This window comes from Actinoplanes sp. G11-F43, assembly GCF_050589265.1.
Taxonomy (GTDB): Bacteria; Actinomycetota; Actinomycetes; order Mycobacteriales; family Micromonosporaceae; genus Actinoplanes.
On sequence record NZ_JBNZCE010000005.1, the window covers coordinates 452889 to 468408 of the forward strand.

Consider the following 15520-nt stretch of genomic DNA (forward strand, 5'->3'; position numbering starts at 1 on the left):
CCCGGAACCTGCCGGACCGGGCCGAAAGTCCCGACTAGAAGGTGAGGACCATTACTCGTCGTCGTCGTCGCGCGCCAGCCAGGTGGCGAGCCGCTCGATCGGCGTCTCGAACTCCGGGTGCATGTCGACGAAGGTGCGCAGCTGCTCACCGAGCCACTCCAGCGTGACTGTCTCCTCGCCACGACGCTGGACCAGTTCCTCGATGCCACGATCGGTGAAGTACATGCCTGAATGCTAAAAGGGCCGCCCCGGAAACCCGGAGCGACCCCTCGTCAGCGCGAGACGGAGCGCGTCACGGGCGCGGAAGCGCCGCCTCGATCAGCGCGGACTGCTCGGCGTCGTGCATCTTCGCCGAGCCGACCGCCGGGGCGGCCGCGGCCGGGCGGGAGATCCGCCGCAGGCGGACACCCTCCAGGTGCTCCAGCAGGTTGAGCGCCACGAACGACCAGGCGCCCTGGTTGGCCGGCTCCTCCTGGACCCAGGCGAAGTCCTCGGCGTTCGGGTACTGCGACAGGACCGCCTTCAGCTCCTCGACCGACAGCGGATAGATCTGCTCCATCCGGATGATCGCGGTGTCCGTGATGCCCCGGTCGCCACGCGCCTGGAGCAGGTCGTAGTAGACCTTGCCGGAGCAGAGCAGCACCCGCTTCACCGAGGCGGCGTCCAGCGGCTGGCCGCCGTTGCCGACGTCGCCGAGAACCGGCTGGAACGTGCCCTGGGTGAAGTCGTTCACCCCGGACACCGCCAGCTTGTGGCGCAGCAGCGACTTCGGCGAGAAGACCACCAGAGGCTTGCGCTTGCTGGACAGGGCCTGGCGGCGCAGCAGGTGGAAGTAGTTCGCCGGGGTGGTCGGGTTCGCCACCCGCATGTTGTCCTGCGCGCAGAGCTGCAGGAACCGCTCCGGGCGGCCGGACGAGTGGTCCGGGCCCTGACCCTCCATGCCGTGCGGCAGCAGCAGCACCAGCGACGACTGCTGGCCCCACTTCACCTCGCCGGAGGAGAGGAACTCGTCGACGATCGACTGGGCGCCGTTGACGAAGTCACCGAACTGGGCCTCCCAGAGGACCAGCGCGTCCGGGTTCTCCACCGAGTAGCCGTACTCGAAGCCCATCGCGGCGTACTCGCTGAGCAGCGAGTCGTGCACGAAGAACCGGGCGCTGCCGGTGGCCATCGAGCTGATCGGCAGGAAGTCCTTGCCGGTGACCGAGTCGACGATGGCCGCGTGCCGCGAGGTGAAGGTTCCCCGCCGCGAGTCCTGGCCGGCCAGCCGGACGGTGACACCCTGGGCCAGCAGCGAGCCGAACGCGATCAGCTCGCCGAAGCCCCAGTCGATGCCGCCGTCGGTGGACATCTTGGCCCGCCGGTCGAGCAGCTGCTGGACCCGCTTGTGCGGGGTGAAGCCCTCGGGCAGCTCGACGTGCGACTGGCCGACGGCGCGGACCACGCTCGGGTCGATCGCGCTCTGCACCTCGGGCTCCGGCTCCTCGGCGATGATCCGCGGCCGGGGCGGGCTGCCCGCGGTGTCCCGGGTGGCCTTGAAGACCTCCTCGAGCCGGCCCTGGTAGTCGCGCAGCTGCTCCTCGGCCTCCTGCACGGTGATGTCACCGCGGCCGATCAGCTCCTCGGTGTAGAGCTTGCGCACGCTGCGCTTGGTGTCGATGATCTGGTACATCCGCGGGTTGGTCATCGACGGGTCGTCGCCCTCGTTGTGACCGCGGCGGCGGTAGCAGATCATGTCGATCACGACGTCCTTGTTGAACGCCTGGCGGTACTCGAAGGCGAGCCTCGCCACCCGTACGACAGCCTCGGGGTCGTCGCCGTTGACGTGGAAGATCGGCGCCTCGACCATCCGGGCGACGTCGGTCGAGTACATCGAGGAGCGGCTGTACTCCGGGGCGGTGGTGAAACCGACCTGGTTGTTCACGATCACGTGGATCGTGCCGCCGGTGCGGTATCCCCGCAGCTGCGACAGGTTCAGCGTCTCGGCGACCACACCCTGACCGGCGAACGCGGCGTCGCCGTGCACCAGCACCGGCAGCACCGTGTAGCCGTGCAGGCCCAGGTCCAGGCGGTCCTGCTTGGCCCGGACGATGCCCTCCAGGACCGGGTCGACGGCCTCCAGGTGGGACGGGTTGGCGACCACGCTGACGGTGGTGGAGTGCTCACCGTCGGGCGTGGTGTACTTCCCGGTCTGGCCCAGGTGGTACTTCACGTCGCCGGAGCCGTGCGCGGTCTTCGGGTCCATCTGACCCTCGAACTCGTTGAAGATCTTCTCGTACGGCTTGCCGACGATGTTGGTGAGCACGTTCAGCCGGCCGCGGTGGGCCATGCCGATCACCATCTCGTCCAGCCCGGCCTCGGCGGAGTCCTGCAGCACCGCGTCCAGCAGCGGGATCAGCGACTCGCCGCCCTCCAGCGAGAACCGCTTCTGCCCGACGAACTTGGTCTGCAGGAAGGTCTCGAACGCCTCGGCCGCGTTCAGCCGGTGCAGGATGTGCTTCTGCTCCTCGGTGTCCGGCTTGGTGTACTTGACCTCGATGCGCTCCTGGACCCAGCGGCGCTCCTCCGGGTCCTGGATGTGCATGTACTCGATGCCGATGCGGCGGCAGTAGCTGTCCCGCAGCACGCCGAGCACGTCCCGCAGCTTCATCTTCTGCTTGTTGCCGAAGCCGCCGACCGGGAAGGACCGGTCCAGGTCCCACAGGGTCAGGCCGTGCTGGAGCACGTCCAGGTCGGGGTGCTTGCGGATGGTGAACTCGAGCGGGTCGGTGTCGGCCATCAGGTGACCGCGCACCCGGTACGCGTGGATCAGCTCGACGACCCGGGCCGCCTTGTCGATCTGCCCCTCGGAGGTGCGGGCCACGTCACGGACCCAGCGGACCGGCTCGTACGGGATCCGCAGGGAGGTGAAGATCTCGTCGTAGAAGCCGTGCCCGCCGAGCAGCAGCTCGTGCATCACCTTGAGGAACTCGCCGGACTGCGCGCCCTGGATGACCCGGTGGTCGTAGGTGCTGGTCAGCGTGGTGACCTTGCTGACGCCGTGGTCGGTGAGCGTCTCGTCGCTCATCCCGGCGTAGGGAGCCGGGTACTCCATCGCGCCGACGCCGATGATGGCGCTCTGCCCGTTCATCAGGCGCGGGATCGAGTGGACCGTGCCGATGCCGCCCGGGTTGGTCAGCGAGATCGTGGTCCCGGAGTAGTCGTCCATGGTCAGCTCGTTGCGGCGGGCGCGCCGGACGATGTCCTCGTACGCCTGCCAGAAGCCGCGGAAGTCGAGCGTCTCGCAGTTCTTGATGGACGGCACCACCAGGGTGCGCGAGCCGTCCTTCTTCTGCAGGTCGATCGCGATGCCCAGGTTGACGTGCTCGGGCTGGACCAGGGTGGGCTTGCCGTCGATCTCGGCGTAGGTGTTGTTCATCTCCGGGTGCGCGACGACCGCGCGGACCAGGGCCCAGCCGATCAGGTGGGTGAAGCTGACCTTGCCGCCCCGGCCACGGGAGAGGTGGTTGTTGATGACGATGCGGTTGTCGACCATCAGCTTGGCCGGGACCGAGCGCACCGAGGTGGCGGTGGGAACCTGGAGGGAGGCCTCCATGTTCTGCACGATCTTGCCGGCCACCCCGCGCAGGGTGACGGTATTGGCGCCACCGGACGGCGCCGCGGCGGCGGCCGGCTTGGCGGCGGCCGGTGCGGGCTTCTCGGCCGGCGCCGGGGTGGCGGCCGGTTTGGCCGGGGCCGGCGTGATCGGCTTGGGCGCCGCGACGGTCGCCGCCGCCGGGGCGTCGGTGCCGGCCTTGGCCGCGGTTGCCTTGGCGTTCGCGGCGGTGGCCTGGTCCGGGGTAGCGATCGAGCCCTGGGACGTCGCCGGCTTGTAGTCGGCGAAGAAATCGTGCCAGGCAGGGTCGACGCTGGTCGGGTCGGCCAGGTACCGCTGGTACATCTCATCGACGATCCACTCGTTGGGACCGAAGTCCGCGAGTGGATTGTCCTGCGAAGTCTGCTGCGTCGACACTGCCGCGTTCGCCTCTTTCACCGTTTTTGTCATCACGTGACCACTTCGTCACGCGGGACGGGTAGGATTCGGTGTCCAGGCTACGCCGTGCGTGGGCACTGTCGGTCCGGACGTCCCACGCCCTATGGGCAACAAGGCCCCTGACCGACAGCTCCGGTTCCGGCCGTACCGTCGCGACCGGGCGAGTCTACCGAGTTCGGCGGGCCGGTGAGAGATAGCCCACCCACCGGCCCCACTCGTTACGAGACGTCCCGCTGTTTGGTGATCAGCGTGCCGACCACCGCCGTGATCGCGGCGTAGGCGACCAGGATCAGGCCACCCACCCAGCGCGGCGGATCGTCCGGCATCTGCGGGCCGGTGATCAGCAGGTCGGAGGCGAGGGTCGGGATCAGGATCCGCAGGGTCAGCAGCGGCTCCCAGACGTACTCGCTGAGCAGGAAGAAGATGACGTTGACGACCTGGGTGCCGAGCACGTAGACGACGGACAGCGTGATCACCGCGCCGATCTGGCTGCGGATCAGCACACCGGCGCCCACCCCGAGCAGCGACCAGAGCACGAAGGCCAGCCCGCTCAGCCCGATCGCCTGCCAGGCGAAGGACTCCTCCAGGTACGACGGCTGGTCGAGCCCGCTGAGCACCAGCGGGGCGATGGCCAGGTTGAGCAGCGTGGTGAACAGCCAGACCGCCACCGCCACCAGCGCCGCGACCACCATCTTGGCCCCGATCACCAGCTCCCGGCGCGGCGTGGCCAGGAACGTCGAGGTCGCGGTCAGGTGGAAGAACTCGCTGGTCACCAGGATCGCGCTGAGCAGCACCACCAGCAGCACCCCGGAGAACTGCCCGCTGGTGTAGAGGCCGGCGACCACCTGCTCGACACTGCCGAAACTCGCGCCGCCGAGGTCGGAGGCGTCCGTCGTCAGGGTCACGTTCGCGGACAGCCAGTTGTAGGCGAGCGCCAGGCCCCAGAGCGGCAACAACACGATGGCGAAGATCCACCACATTGCTGTGGTACGGAGTTTCAGCAGCTCGGCACGGATGAGGTTCATCGGGCGCCCGCCTTTCCGGCAGTCAGTTCCAGGAACGCCCGCTCCAGGTCGGCGTTCTCGCCGATCAGCTCGTGCAGCTCCACCCCGGCGGTGAAGGCGATGTTGCCGACCCGGGCCGGCTCGGCGCCGAACACCCGCAGCGAGCCGTCCGGATCGGCGCCGACCTCCAGCCCCGCCTCCTTGAGAGCGGCGGTGAGCTGCTCGGCCCGCGGGGTGCGCACCCGCACCCGGGCCGCCCCGGCGGTGGCGCCGAGCACCTCGCCGACCGGGCCCTGCCGGATCAGCCGGCCGGCCGCGATGATCACCACGTCGTCGGCGAGCTGCTGCATCTCACCGAGCAGGTGGCTGGAGACCAGCACCGTGCGGCCCTCGGCGGCGAGCGCCTTGAGCAGGTCGCGCATCCACCGGATGCCCTCCGGGTCGAGCCCGTTGGTGGGCTCGTCCAGGATCAGCACCCCCGGGTCGCCGAGCATCGCCGCGGCGATGCCGAGCCGCTGCTTCATGCCCAGCGAGTAACCCTTGAACTTGCGGGTGCCGACGGTGTTCAGCCCGACCAGGGCGAGCACCTCGTCGGCCCGCGAGTCCGGCAGGCCGGCGGCCCGGCAGATCACCCGCAGGTGGTTGCGGGCGCTGCGGCCGCGGTGCGCGCTGGACGCCTCCAGGACCGCGCCGACCTGCCGCAGCGGGTCGGGCATGTCGAGGTAGCGCACACCGCCGATGGTGGCGGTGCCGGCGGTGGGGGTGACCAGGCCCAGGATCATCCGCAGCGCGGTGGTCTTGCCGGCCCCGTTCGGGCCGAGGAAACCGGTGACACGGCCCGGATGCACCGTGAACGAGAGATCGTCGACCGCCCGCAGACCGCGGTACTGCTTGGTGAGGTGCTCGACGGTGATCCCCGCGTAGTTCGGCCGGGTCATGCGGCCCCTCCCTGTGAATGGAAGCGCCCAACGTACTAGATCAACGCCATCGTGAGCCCGCGCACACGCCGTTCATCCACCGGTCACGCATCGCCACCTGTCGCGACACGCCATCGGCAGACGTCGGCCTTAGACAGATCACATGGCAGTTCTGATGACCGCCGCCGCACCCACCGGGACCAGCGGCTACACCCTGTTCCTCGCCGACGACCCGGCACTGGTCGAGGCCGCGCAGCGCCTGCGCCACGACGTCTTCGCCGGCGAGCTCGGCGCCCGTCTCCCGGACACCGCCGAGGGTATCGACGCCGACGAGTTCGACGCCTTCTGTGATCACCTGATCGTCCGTGACGACGCCACCGGCGAGGTGGTCGGCACCTACCGGATGCTGCCGCCGCGCGCCGCCGAACTGGCCGGCCGCCGGTACGCCGACGCCGAGTTCGACCTGAGCGCGCTCCGGCCGCTGCGTGACCACCTGGTCGAGATCGGCCGCTCCTGCGTGCACCCGGACCACCGCTCCGGCGCCGTGGTCAACCTGATGTGGGCCGGCATCGCCCGCTACCTGCACCTCAACAACCTGCGCTGGCTCGGCGGCTGCGCCTCGGTGCCGCTCGGTGACGGCGGGGCGACCGCGGCCGGCGTCCGGGCCCGGCTGAACGCCAGGCATCTGTCCCCGCCCGCGCTGCGGGTCCGGCCGCGCACGCCGTGGGTGCCCGGCGATGATGTGCCGGCCGACCCGAGGACCGCGGTGCCGCCGCTGCTGCGCGGCTACCTGCGGCTGGGTAGCTGGGTGTGCGGCGAGCCGGCCTACGACCCGGCGTTCGACTGCGCCGACTTCTACGTGCTGTTCTCGATGGACCGGCTGGACCCGAGGTACCGCCGGCACTTCCTGGGCGCGTCCCGATGACCGGGCCCGTCCTGATGGCCGGGTCCGTCCCGAGGCCGGCCACCCTCTGGCAGCCGGCTTCGGCGTGTGACGACCGGTGCCGTACCGGCGGCTTCACCCGCTCCGGCCCGGTCCGGGTGGCGGTGCGGGTGACCGCGCTGGTGGCCGTACTCCTGCTGGGTCTGCTCCCGGCCGCGCTGCTGCGTGGCGCCGCGGTGCGCGCCCTGGGCCGGGCCATCCTCGCGGCCCTCGGGATCCGCCTGGTGTGGCGCGGCCCGGCGCCCCGGCCGGGCAGCCTGCTGGTCGCCAACCACGTCTCCTGGCTGGACCCGGTGGCGCTGGCGGCGACACTGCCGGTGCGGGTGGTGGCCAAGCACGACGTGCGGTCCTGGCCGGGGCTCGGCTGGGCGGCGGGGCGGATGGGCGCGGTCTTCATCGACCGGAGCCGGCCGCGGACCCTGCCGGGGACGGTGGCCGAGGTCGCCGCGCAGCTGCGGGCCGGGAGTTCGGTCGCCCTGTTCCCGGAGGGTACGACGTACTGCGGTCCCGATCAGGGCCGGTTCCGTCCGGCGCTGTTCCAGGCGGCGATCGACGCGGGCGCCCGGGTGGTGCCGGTCTCGGTCGGCTACGACTGTGCCGAGGCGTCCTTCCTCGGCGCCGAGACGCTGTGGGAGTCGGTGCTGCGGGTGGCCCGGGTCCGTGAGCTGACCGTGACCCTGGTGGCGGCGCCCGCGCTGCGACCCGACCCGGACGCCGACCGCCGGGTGCTGGCCCGTGCCGCGCAATCCAGCCTGGCGGGTGGGGGATATCACCTGGCCGCGTGATCACCGACCAGGCTCACAGAAAATTTTCAGCGAGTGCGCAGGCAAGCCGCAGCGGCTGGGGAAATACTGGGCGCATGGCTACCCAGACCCAGCCCAAGCAGAGTGAGGCCAAGCTCCTCGTCGTCGAGGACGACGCGAACATCCTCGAGCTGCTCTCCGCCAGCCTGCGTTTCGCCGGGTTCGAGGTGACCACCGCGACCAGCGGCAGCGCGGCCGTCAGCGCCGCCCGCAACGCCACTCCCGATCTGGTCGTCCTCGACGTGATGCTGCCCGATCTGGACGGGTTCGAGGTGATCCGGCTGATGCGCGAGGGTGGGCAGCGGACGCCGGTGGTCTTCCTGACCGCCCGCGACGGCACCGACGACAAGATCCGCGGTCTGACCCTGGGTGGCGACGACTACGTGACCAAGCCGTTCAGCCTGGAGGAGCTCACCGCCCGGATCCGGGCGGTGCTGCGCCGCACCAACGCCGGTGACGAGCAGCCGTCCCGGCTGGTCTTCGCCGACCTGGAGCTGGACGAGGAGACCCACGAGGTCTACCGGGCGGGCAACCGGGTGCAGCTCTCGCCGACCGAGTTCAAGCTGCTGCGCTATCTGATGCTGAACGCCAATCGGGTGCTCTCCAAGGCGCAGATCCTGGACCACGTGTGGAAATACGACTTCCGCGGTGACGACAACATCGTCGAGTCCTACATCTCGTATCTGCGCCGCAAGGTCGACAACGTTCAGCCCCGCCTGATCCACACCCTGCGCGGGGTGGGTTACGTGCTCCGCAAGCCAGCCGTCTAGGCCGCGGGGGTGAGTTTCGCCGACCGGGTCCGGACGGTCCTCCCGCGCCAGCCCAGCCTGCGCAAGATCTCGCTACGGACCAAGCTGGTCGCCTCGGTGCTGACCCTGGTGTTCGCGGCGCTCGCCCTGATCAGCGCGTCCAGCACCTTCGCGCTGAACCAGTTCATGGTGGAGCGGATGGACGCCCAGCTCAAGTCGTTCGCGCAGGGCACGGTGGGGGCGATCAACGAGGGCGTCCGGATCAACATCTTCCTGCCGCCGGACTACTTCCTGGCCGAGACCTCGGTGAGCGGCGCCGGCAACAACATCCACTACGACAAGACCAAGCTCACCGTCGAGGAGCTGCCGCGCCTCTCCGCCGGGGTCGACGAGATCACCGCGCACATCGAAGACCCGTACACGGTGCGTTCTCTGAACGGCAAGCTGATCTGGCGGATGGTGGTGGCCCGGGTCGACAACGGCGACGTCCTCCACATCGCCCAGCGGATGACCGGCGTCGACGCGGTCATCGCCCGGCTGATCTGGGTCGACTTCCTGGTCGGTGTGGGGGTGATGATCACGCTGGCCACAGTGGGTGCCGCCCTGGTCCGGCAGACCCTAGTCCCGCTCGGGCAGATCGAGCGCACCGCGGCCCGGATCGCGGCCGGTGACCTCACCCAGCGGGTGCCCGACCCGGAGGAGGACGGCGAGCCCACCACCGAGCTGGGCCGGCTCTCCAACGCTCTGAACGCGATGCTCGCCCAGATCGAGTCGGCGTTCATCGCCCGCGCGCTGTCCGAGCAGGCCGCCCGGGCCGCCGAGCAGATCGCCCGGGACAACGCCGACTCCGCCCAGCGCTCCGAGTCACGGGCGCTGGAGTCGGAGCAGAAGATGCGGCAGTTCGTCGCGGACGCCTCGCACGAGCTGCGCACCCCGCTGACCACCATCCGCGGGTTCGCCGAGCTCTACCGGCAGGGTGCGGTCTCCGACCCGGAGCAGGTGGCCCGGCTGGTCCGGCGGATCGAGGACGAGGCCGCCCGGATGGGCCTGCTCGTCGAGGATCTGCTGCTGCTGGCCCGGCTGGACCGGGAGCGGCCGCTCACCCTGGCCCCGGTCGAGCTGCCGGTGCTGGCCATGGACGCGGTGCAGGCCGCCCAGGCCACCGCGCCGGACCGGGAGGTCACGCTGGAGGTCCGGGACGAGCCGGAGCGCCTGGTGGCCAACGGCGACGACGCCCGTCTGCGGCAGGTGATCGGCAACCTGGTCACCAACGCCCTGACGCACACGCCGCCGGACGCCTCGGTGACACTGCGGCTCTCGGCCGGGGTGGGGGACACCGCGGTGGTCGAGGTGTCGGACACCGGGCCGGGGCTGAGCCCGGAGCAGACCGAGCGGGTCTTCGAGCGTTTCTACCGGGTGGACGAGGCGCGCACCCGCAAGACCGATCGGGAGGCCACCGGCACCGGTCTGGGGCTGGCGATCGTGGCGGCCATCGTGCGGGCACACCAAGGTTCCGTGGAGGTTCTGTCCGAGGCGGGACGTGGTGCCACCTTCCGTGTCACCCTACCCACCATAAACCCGGACAAAAGCTTCACAGAAAACGTCCAGGGGTAACACAGTTCGGTACGAGTCCGACGGGGCAGAGTTAGCGACATGAACGAGAACGAGACCAACCCGCGGCCCGCGGACGCCGCCGCTGACAACAGCAGCGCGGAGCGGGTCGAGTCTGAGCAGCCGACGCTTGCGCAGCCGCCGGTTGCCCCGCAGTCCGATGCTCCCCAGTCCGCGGCACCCCCGCCGCAGCAGAGCTCCTGGGCGCAGCCGTCGCCCTGGCAGCAGCCGCAGCAGCCGGCCGGCGCCACCCCGGCGCCGGCTCAGTCCACCGCCGGTCAACCGGACGCGGCGCCGGTGTCGGCCCAGCCGATCGGGCAGCAGGTGTCCGGCCCGCCGCTCTCCGGCCGGCCCGTGTCGGCCCAGCCCATGTCTGCCCAGCCGGCGTCCGGGCAGCCCTACCCCGGCCGGCCGGTGTCGGCCCAGCCGGTCACCGCGCAGCCCTACGGCCAGCCGCACTACGCCTACCAGACCCCGCAGGGTTACGGCGGGCAGACCGGTTACGACTACTCACAGCACCAGTCGGCCTATCAGGCCTGGCACGCCGCCGCGACGCAGGCCGCCGCCAACGGTGGCGACGGCACCACCCCGCCGTGGACCCCGGCCCCCGCCGGTGGTGACGGCCGCCCGCCCGGCCGGGGCCGCAAGATCCTGCTGGCCGGAGCGGCCGCCGTGTTGATCGCGCTGGTCTCCGGCGGGGTCGGTGCCGCCACCGCGCTGGCGCTCAGCCCCGACGGCGGCTCCGCCGGGGTGCAGACCGGCAACACCTCGGTCACCCGGGTGGTGGACCGTTCGTCGCTGGCCCAGATCGCCGCCGCCGTGCAGGACAGCGTCGTGTCGATCACCACGGGTTCGGGCGAGGGCTCCGGTGTGGTGCTCACCGCCGACGGGTTCATCGTCACCAACAACCACGTGGTCTCGACCGCCCAGGGCGACAGCGTGACGGTGATCTTCGCGGACGGCACCAAGACCACCGCGTCCATCGTGGGCACCGACCCGCGCACCGACCTCGCGGTGATCAAGGCGACCGGGGTGACCGATCTGAAGGCCGCGAAGTTCGGTGACAGCTCGCAGATCCAGGTCGGCGACACCGTCCTGGCCCTGGGCAGCCCGCTCGGGCTGGAGGGCTCGGTGACCGCCGGCATCATCAGCGCCAAGGACCGGAGCATCCAGTCGGCCGGCGAGCAGGAGCAGCAGCCGCAGAGCCCGTTCGGCGGCGGCCAGCAGCAGCAACAGCAGTCCGGCAGCACCACGATGACCGGTCTGCTCCAGACCGACGCCCCGATCAACCCGGGCAACTCCGGTGGCGCGCTGGTCAACACCAACGGCGAGGTCGTCGGCATCAACTCGGCGATCGCCACCTCCGGGCAGGGCACCGGCAACATCGGCCTCGGCTTCGCCATCCCGAGCAACAAGGCCGCCGAGGTGGCCGAGGCCCTGATGCAGGGTAAGAAGGTCAGCCACCCGGCCCTCGGCGTCAGCGTGGCCAACGCGGAGAACGGCGGTGCGCTGATCAGCAGCGTGACCCCGGACAGTGCGGCGGCCAAGGTCGACCTGCAGCAGGGTGACGTGGTCACCGAGGTCGACGGCAAGGCCATCGACGAGTCCGAGGACCTGGTCGCGGCGGTCCAGGCGGGCAGTGTCGGCCAGCAGATGACGATCACCTTCACGCGCAACGGCGCCAAGCAGACGGTGACCGTGACGCTGCAGGAGGCTCAGTAATCCATCGACCCCTCTCGCTGCGGCGGGTGACGTGACCCGGGGTGGGCACGTCACCCGCCGTATTCCTATGGATGCCGGGATTCTGGACCTTTCGCGACCAAGGGGACGCTTTTCCCGCCCGGGTCTCGCGTTTGCGCAGGGGAGCGCCTAATCTGCGTTCGCCACTGGCGCAACCCTCGTCCGCCGGTGCGGACACGTGGTGCTCGCTACGGCGGAGTGAAAGGCCCCCTCAGTTGACGTACGTCGAAACCCGGACCAACGTCTGGGAAGCCCTGGCCGGACGGGCTCCGGGGGTGCCGTCGGGACCGGCCGACACCGGCTTGTGGCACACCGTGGCGGACCGGCTCGAACCGGGCAGTGCCCGGCCGGTGCTGCGCCCCGGCATCGAGGTCCGGCACCGGACCGCGGTGCGCGGCGGCCGGTACGTGATGCTGCGCTCGCCCGAGGACGGCGGCCGTTCCTCCTACCTCCGGCTCACTCCGGAGGAATACCAGCTCGCGCTGATGATGGACGGCGACAGCACGGTGGCCCGGCTGGTCGCCGAGTTCGCCCGGATCGCCGGCCGGCTCGCCCCGGACCAGGTCCGCCGGGTGGTCGCCGACCTGGCCGCGAACCGGATGCTGGAAGAGCTTCCGATGGACGCCTTCCGCCCGTTGCGCGAGCTGCGCCGGGACCCGCTGCCACGCCGGGTGGGTGACTCGCTGGTCGCCGCCGCCCGGGGCCGGGTGGTGCTGTCGGTGCCGGTGGACGGCCTGGTCTCGACGCTCTACCGGACCGTCGGGCGGTTCCTCTTCACCCGGCCGGTGGTCTGGCTCGGCACCCTGCTCGCGATCGCCGGGGTGCTGCTGTTCGTGCTCACCTGGCATCAGGGTGGCCGGTCGCTCTTCCTGGTGGGTGACTCGTACCTACTCGGTGCGATCGTGCTGGTGTCACTGAACGTGGTGGTGCTGGCGGTTCACGAGTTCGGCCACGCGCTCGCCGCGAAACGGGTCGGCCGCGAGGTGCCGGCCGCCGGGCTGATGCTCTACTTCGGCATCCCGTCGGTCTTCGTCGACACCAGCGACGTGTGGATGGCCGGCCGCCGGGCCCGGATCGCGGTCACCGCCGCCGGCCCGGCCACCGCGCTCGGGCTGGCCGGGCTGCTCCAGGTCGCCGGCTTCGCCGTGCCCGCGATCTCGGCGATCACCTTCAAACTGGCCTTCCTCTTCTACCTGCACACCTTCTTCAACCTCAGCCCGCTGCTGCCGCTGGACGGCAAATACCTGCTGATGGACTGGCTGGAGATCCCGGACGTCCGGGCCCGCGGCCTGGCCTGGCTGGGCGGCCGGCTGCGCCGCCGTGGCCCGCGCTGGCGGGCGCTGGACCGGGAGGGCCGCCTGGTCGCCCTGTACGGCTTCCTGGCACTGCTCTGGCTGGTCGGCGCGGCCGGGCTCGGGTACCGGCTGTGGACCGACCGGATCCACGGTCTCGCGGTCGGCCTCTGGTATGAGGGCCCGGTCTCCCGGCTGCTGCTCGTGGTGATCGTCCTGGGTGTGCTCGCCCCGCCGCTCTACTTCCTGCTCGGCCGCCTGGCCCGGGGCTTGCGCCGGTTGCGCCAGCGGGCCGCCGAACGCGACCGGGACGCGGACATGCCCCGCCGGGTGGCCGCGCTGCGCGCCTCCGAGCTGGGTGGCCTGCCCGAGCCGTCGCTGAACGCGCTGGCCACCCGGGCCCGCTGGGCCCGCCCGCCGACCGGCCGGCAGATCGTGCGGACCGGGGACGTCCAGGGCGCCGTCCACGTGGTGGTGGAGGGCGCGCTGCACGGCCGTCGCCCCGGCGACCCGGGCGGCACCATCCGGCACCACGTCGGCCCCGGCGGGGTGGTCGGCCTGGCCACCGCCCTGACCGGCCGCAGCGCCCAGCTCGACTGGTACACCGCGGGGGTGACCCTGCTGTCCATGCCGGCGTCCACGGTGGCGACGGTGGTCGGCCCGATGCCCGGCCCGCCGCCGCACGAGCGGGACGAGGCCGAGGCGCTGTTCGCCGACACCCCGGCGCTCGCCGCCCTGGAGGAGGACCAGCGGCTGGCCCTGATCGCCGCCGCGCACCCGGTCGACCTGGATCCGGGCGCGCCGGTCATCCTGCCCGGCCCCACCCACGCGGTGGTCGTCGAATCCGGTGTGATCGCCATGCCGGACGGCGTCGAGCTGCGCCGCGGCACCCTGGTCGGCCCGGTCGGTGACGGCAGCCCCGGCATGGTGGCGCAGGCCCGCACCCCGGTGCGGCTGTGGGTCATCCCGAACGCCTCCGACCTGCCCCCGCTGATCGGCTCGTACGGTCCCGGCGTCCCGATGCCGGCCCTGCGCCCGAGCACCCCGGCGGTGGCCCGGCCCGGATCCGCGCACCCGCCGCTGGCGGTGCCGCCCGGCCCGCCGGACGCCGACGAGCAGTACGACGTGGACCGTCACTTCGAACGCCGGATGTGGGGTTTCGTCAGCCTGATGCTGGTCTTCGCCGGCGGCAGCCTGCTGGTGAACGTGAGCGGCAGCCCGGCCTGGGCGGAGATGCCCGCCGAGCGGGTGCTGCTCACCGTGCAGCGCGGCTCGGCGACCGCGATCGCCGACCGGGAGACCTCCACCCTCGCCCCGCGGGACCGGCGCTACCTGTCCGCCGGTTCCCGGATCGACGTGCCGGGCGGCGGCGTGGCCATGCTGACCTTCCCGGGCGGCGCCGCGGTGGTGCTGTGCGGCGGCTCCCGGACCGAGATCGACGAGGCCGGGGTGGCCGCCGGCCGGCAGATCGCGCCGTCCGGCCGGCTGCGGCTGGAGAACGGGCGGCTGCTGGCCGACACCAACAGCCCGAGCGGGGCCTTCCAGCCGCTCGGCCTGACCGTGCTGCGCGCCCAGGGCGACGTGGCCAGCAACGGGCCGGCCTGGTATTCGGTGGACGCGTCGGCCGTCGCGGTCTCGGCCGGCACGGTCACCGTCGCCGGGGCCGGCAGCCCGGCCACCGACGAGTCGCTGAACTGCGGCGACGGCGTCGAGGTGAAGAAGCCGACCGAGGCCGAGCCGTCCGAGGAGCCGGTCGACGAGCCGGGCGCGCCGGAGTCGCCCAGCCCCAGCCTCAGCCCCTCACCGAGTGTCAGCCCTTCCCCTTCGAGTAGCGAAGAGGGTAATGAGGAGGGGGACGAGCCGACCCTCGTCCCGACCACCGACATCACCACCCGGCCGACCACGACGGCACCGACCAGCAAGTCGCCGTCCAGCCGGCCGTCCACCAGCCGGAGCAGCAGCCCCCGGCCGCCGGCCTCCCCGCCCCCGCCGTCGGCCAGCAGCCCGAGCCCGCCGCCGCAGAACTCCCCGTCCGTCGCACCGTCCTCCGTGACCCCCGAAGAACCGGAAGAGCCGTCCGGCAGCTGAGCACGGGCGGCCGACTGTGAGGAGTGGCCGCCCATGCTGTGCTGGTTCTGTGCCGAAGGGGCGCGCGCGACGTGCCGGTTCTGCGGCCGGGGCGTGTGTGCCGAGCACGCGCGTTTCGGGCCGTACCTGCTGGAGGTGAGCCGGTCCCGGGTCCGGGACCGGACCGAGGCGCTGGTGGTGGAGGACGCCGTGCAGTGCGGCACCTGCCGTCCCCGCCCACACCCGGTGGCCATGCCGGAGCTGGACTAGGTGTGATGTTCGGAGAGGTTGTCCAACCGGGTGATCGGTGAGACACCGCCGATGGCGGTGTGGGGTCTGTGATGGTTGTAATCGTGCAGGA

General features: G+C 71.5%; 11 protein-coding genes. 7 read left to right on the forward strand and 4 right to left on the reverse strand.

The window, feature by feature from the left end:
• Positions 1 to 51 precede the first annotated feature (51 nt).
• The 4 genes from ACQ0O7_RS07290 to ACQ0O7_RS07305 all read right to left on the reverse strand — a co-directional run bounded on the left by ACQ0O7_RS07290 (position 52) and on the right by ACQ0O7_RS07305 (position 5975).
• Positions 52 to 225, reverse strand: a complete 174-nt coding sequence (locus tag ACQ0O7_RS07290; RefSeq protein ID WP_430780971.1) for a DUF6104 family protein — start codon at positions 223 to 225, stop codon at positions 52 to 54.
• 67 nt (positions 226 to 292) lie between these two features.
• Positions 293 to 4012, reverse strand: coding sequence for a multifunctional oxoglutarate decarboxylase/oxoglutarate dehydrogenase thiamine pyrophosphate-binding subunit/dihydrolipoyllysine-residue succinyltransferase subunit (locus tag ACQ0O7_RS07295; RefSeq protein WP_430781003.1), 3720 nt, complete (start codon positions 4010 to 4012; stop codon positions 293 to 295).
• A gap of 239 nt (positions 4013 to 4251) precedes the next feature.
• The gene (locus ACQ0O7_RS07300) at positions 4252 to 5058 is read right to left on the reverse strand and encodes an ABC transporter permease (RefSeq protein WP_430780972.1); all 807 of its coding nucleotides are present in this window, start codon (positions 5056 to 5058) and stop codon (positions 4252 to 4254) included.
• Positions 5055 to 5975, reverse strand: a complete 921-nt coding sequence (locus ACQ0O7_RS07305; RefSeq protein ID WP_430780973.1) for an ABC transporter ATP-binding protein — start codon at positions 5973 to 5975, stop codon at positions 5055 to 5057. Before ACQ0O7_RS07305 ends, ACQ0O7_RS07300 begins: the two co-directional genes overlap by 4 nt.
• A gap of 142 nt (positions 5976 to 6117) precedes the next feature.
• Between ACQ0O7_RS07305 and ACQ0O7_RS07310 the strand changes: the two genes are divergently transcribed.
• The 7 genes from ACQ0O7_RS07310 to ACQ0O7_RS07340 all read left to right on the forward strand — a co-directional run bounded on the left by ACQ0O7_RS07310 (position 6118) and on the right by ACQ0O7_RS07340 (position 15429).
• Positions 6118 to 6879 carry a GNAT family N-acetyltransferase gene (locus ACQ0O7_RS07310; RefSeq protein ID WP_430780974.1) on the forward strand — a complete coding sequence of 254 codons (762 nt, stop codon included), beginning with the start codon at positions 6118 to 6120 and terminating at the stop codon, positions 6877 to 6879.
• Positions 6876 to 7682, forward strand: a complete 807-nt coding sequence (locus tag ACQ0O7_RS07315; protein WP_430780975.1) for a lysophospholipid acyltransferase family protein — start codon at positions 6876 to 6878, stop codon at positions 7680 to 7682. Before ACQ0O7_RS07310 ends, ACQ0O7_RS07315 begins: the two co-directional genes overlap by 4 nt.
• A gap of 74 nt (positions 7683 to 7756) precedes the next feature.
• On the forward strand, positions 7757 to 8470 hold the full coding sequence (locus ACQ0O7_RS07320) for a response regulator transcription factor (protein ID WP_430780976.1): 714 nt from the start codon (positions 7757 to 7759) through the stop codon (positions 8468 to 8470).
• 9 nt (positions 8471 to 8479) lie between these two features.
• Complete coding sequence (locus tag ACQ0O7_RS07325) at positions 8480 to 10063, forward strand: sensor histidine kinase (RefSeq protein WP_430780977.1); 1584 nt, start codon at positions 8480 to 8482, stop codon at positions 10061 to 10063.
• 39 nt (positions 10064 to 10102) lie between these two features.
• Positions 10103 to 11782, forward strand: coding sequence for a trypsin-like peptidase domain-containing protein (locus ACQ0O7_RS07330; RefSeq protein WP_430780978.1), 1680 nt, complete (start codon positions 10103 to 10105; stop codon positions 11780 to 11782).
• Positions 11783 to 12015: 233 nt separating this feature from the next.
• Positions 12016 to 15180 carry a cyclic nucleotide-binding protein gene (locus ACQ0O7_RS07335; protein WP_430780979.1) on the forward strand — a complete coding sequence of 1055 codons (3165 nt, stop codon included), beginning with the start codon at positions 12016 to 12018 and terminating at the stop codon, positions 15178 to 15180.
• Between the two features lie 33 nt (positions 15181 to 15213).
• Positions 15214 to 15429 (forward strand): hypothetical protein, encoded by a 216-nt coding sequence (locus tag ACQ0O7_RS07340; RefSeq protein ID WP_430780980.1) that lies wholly within the window; start codon positions 15214 to 15216, stop codon positions 15427 to 15429.
• Positions 15430 to 15520 lie beyond the last annotated feature (91 nt).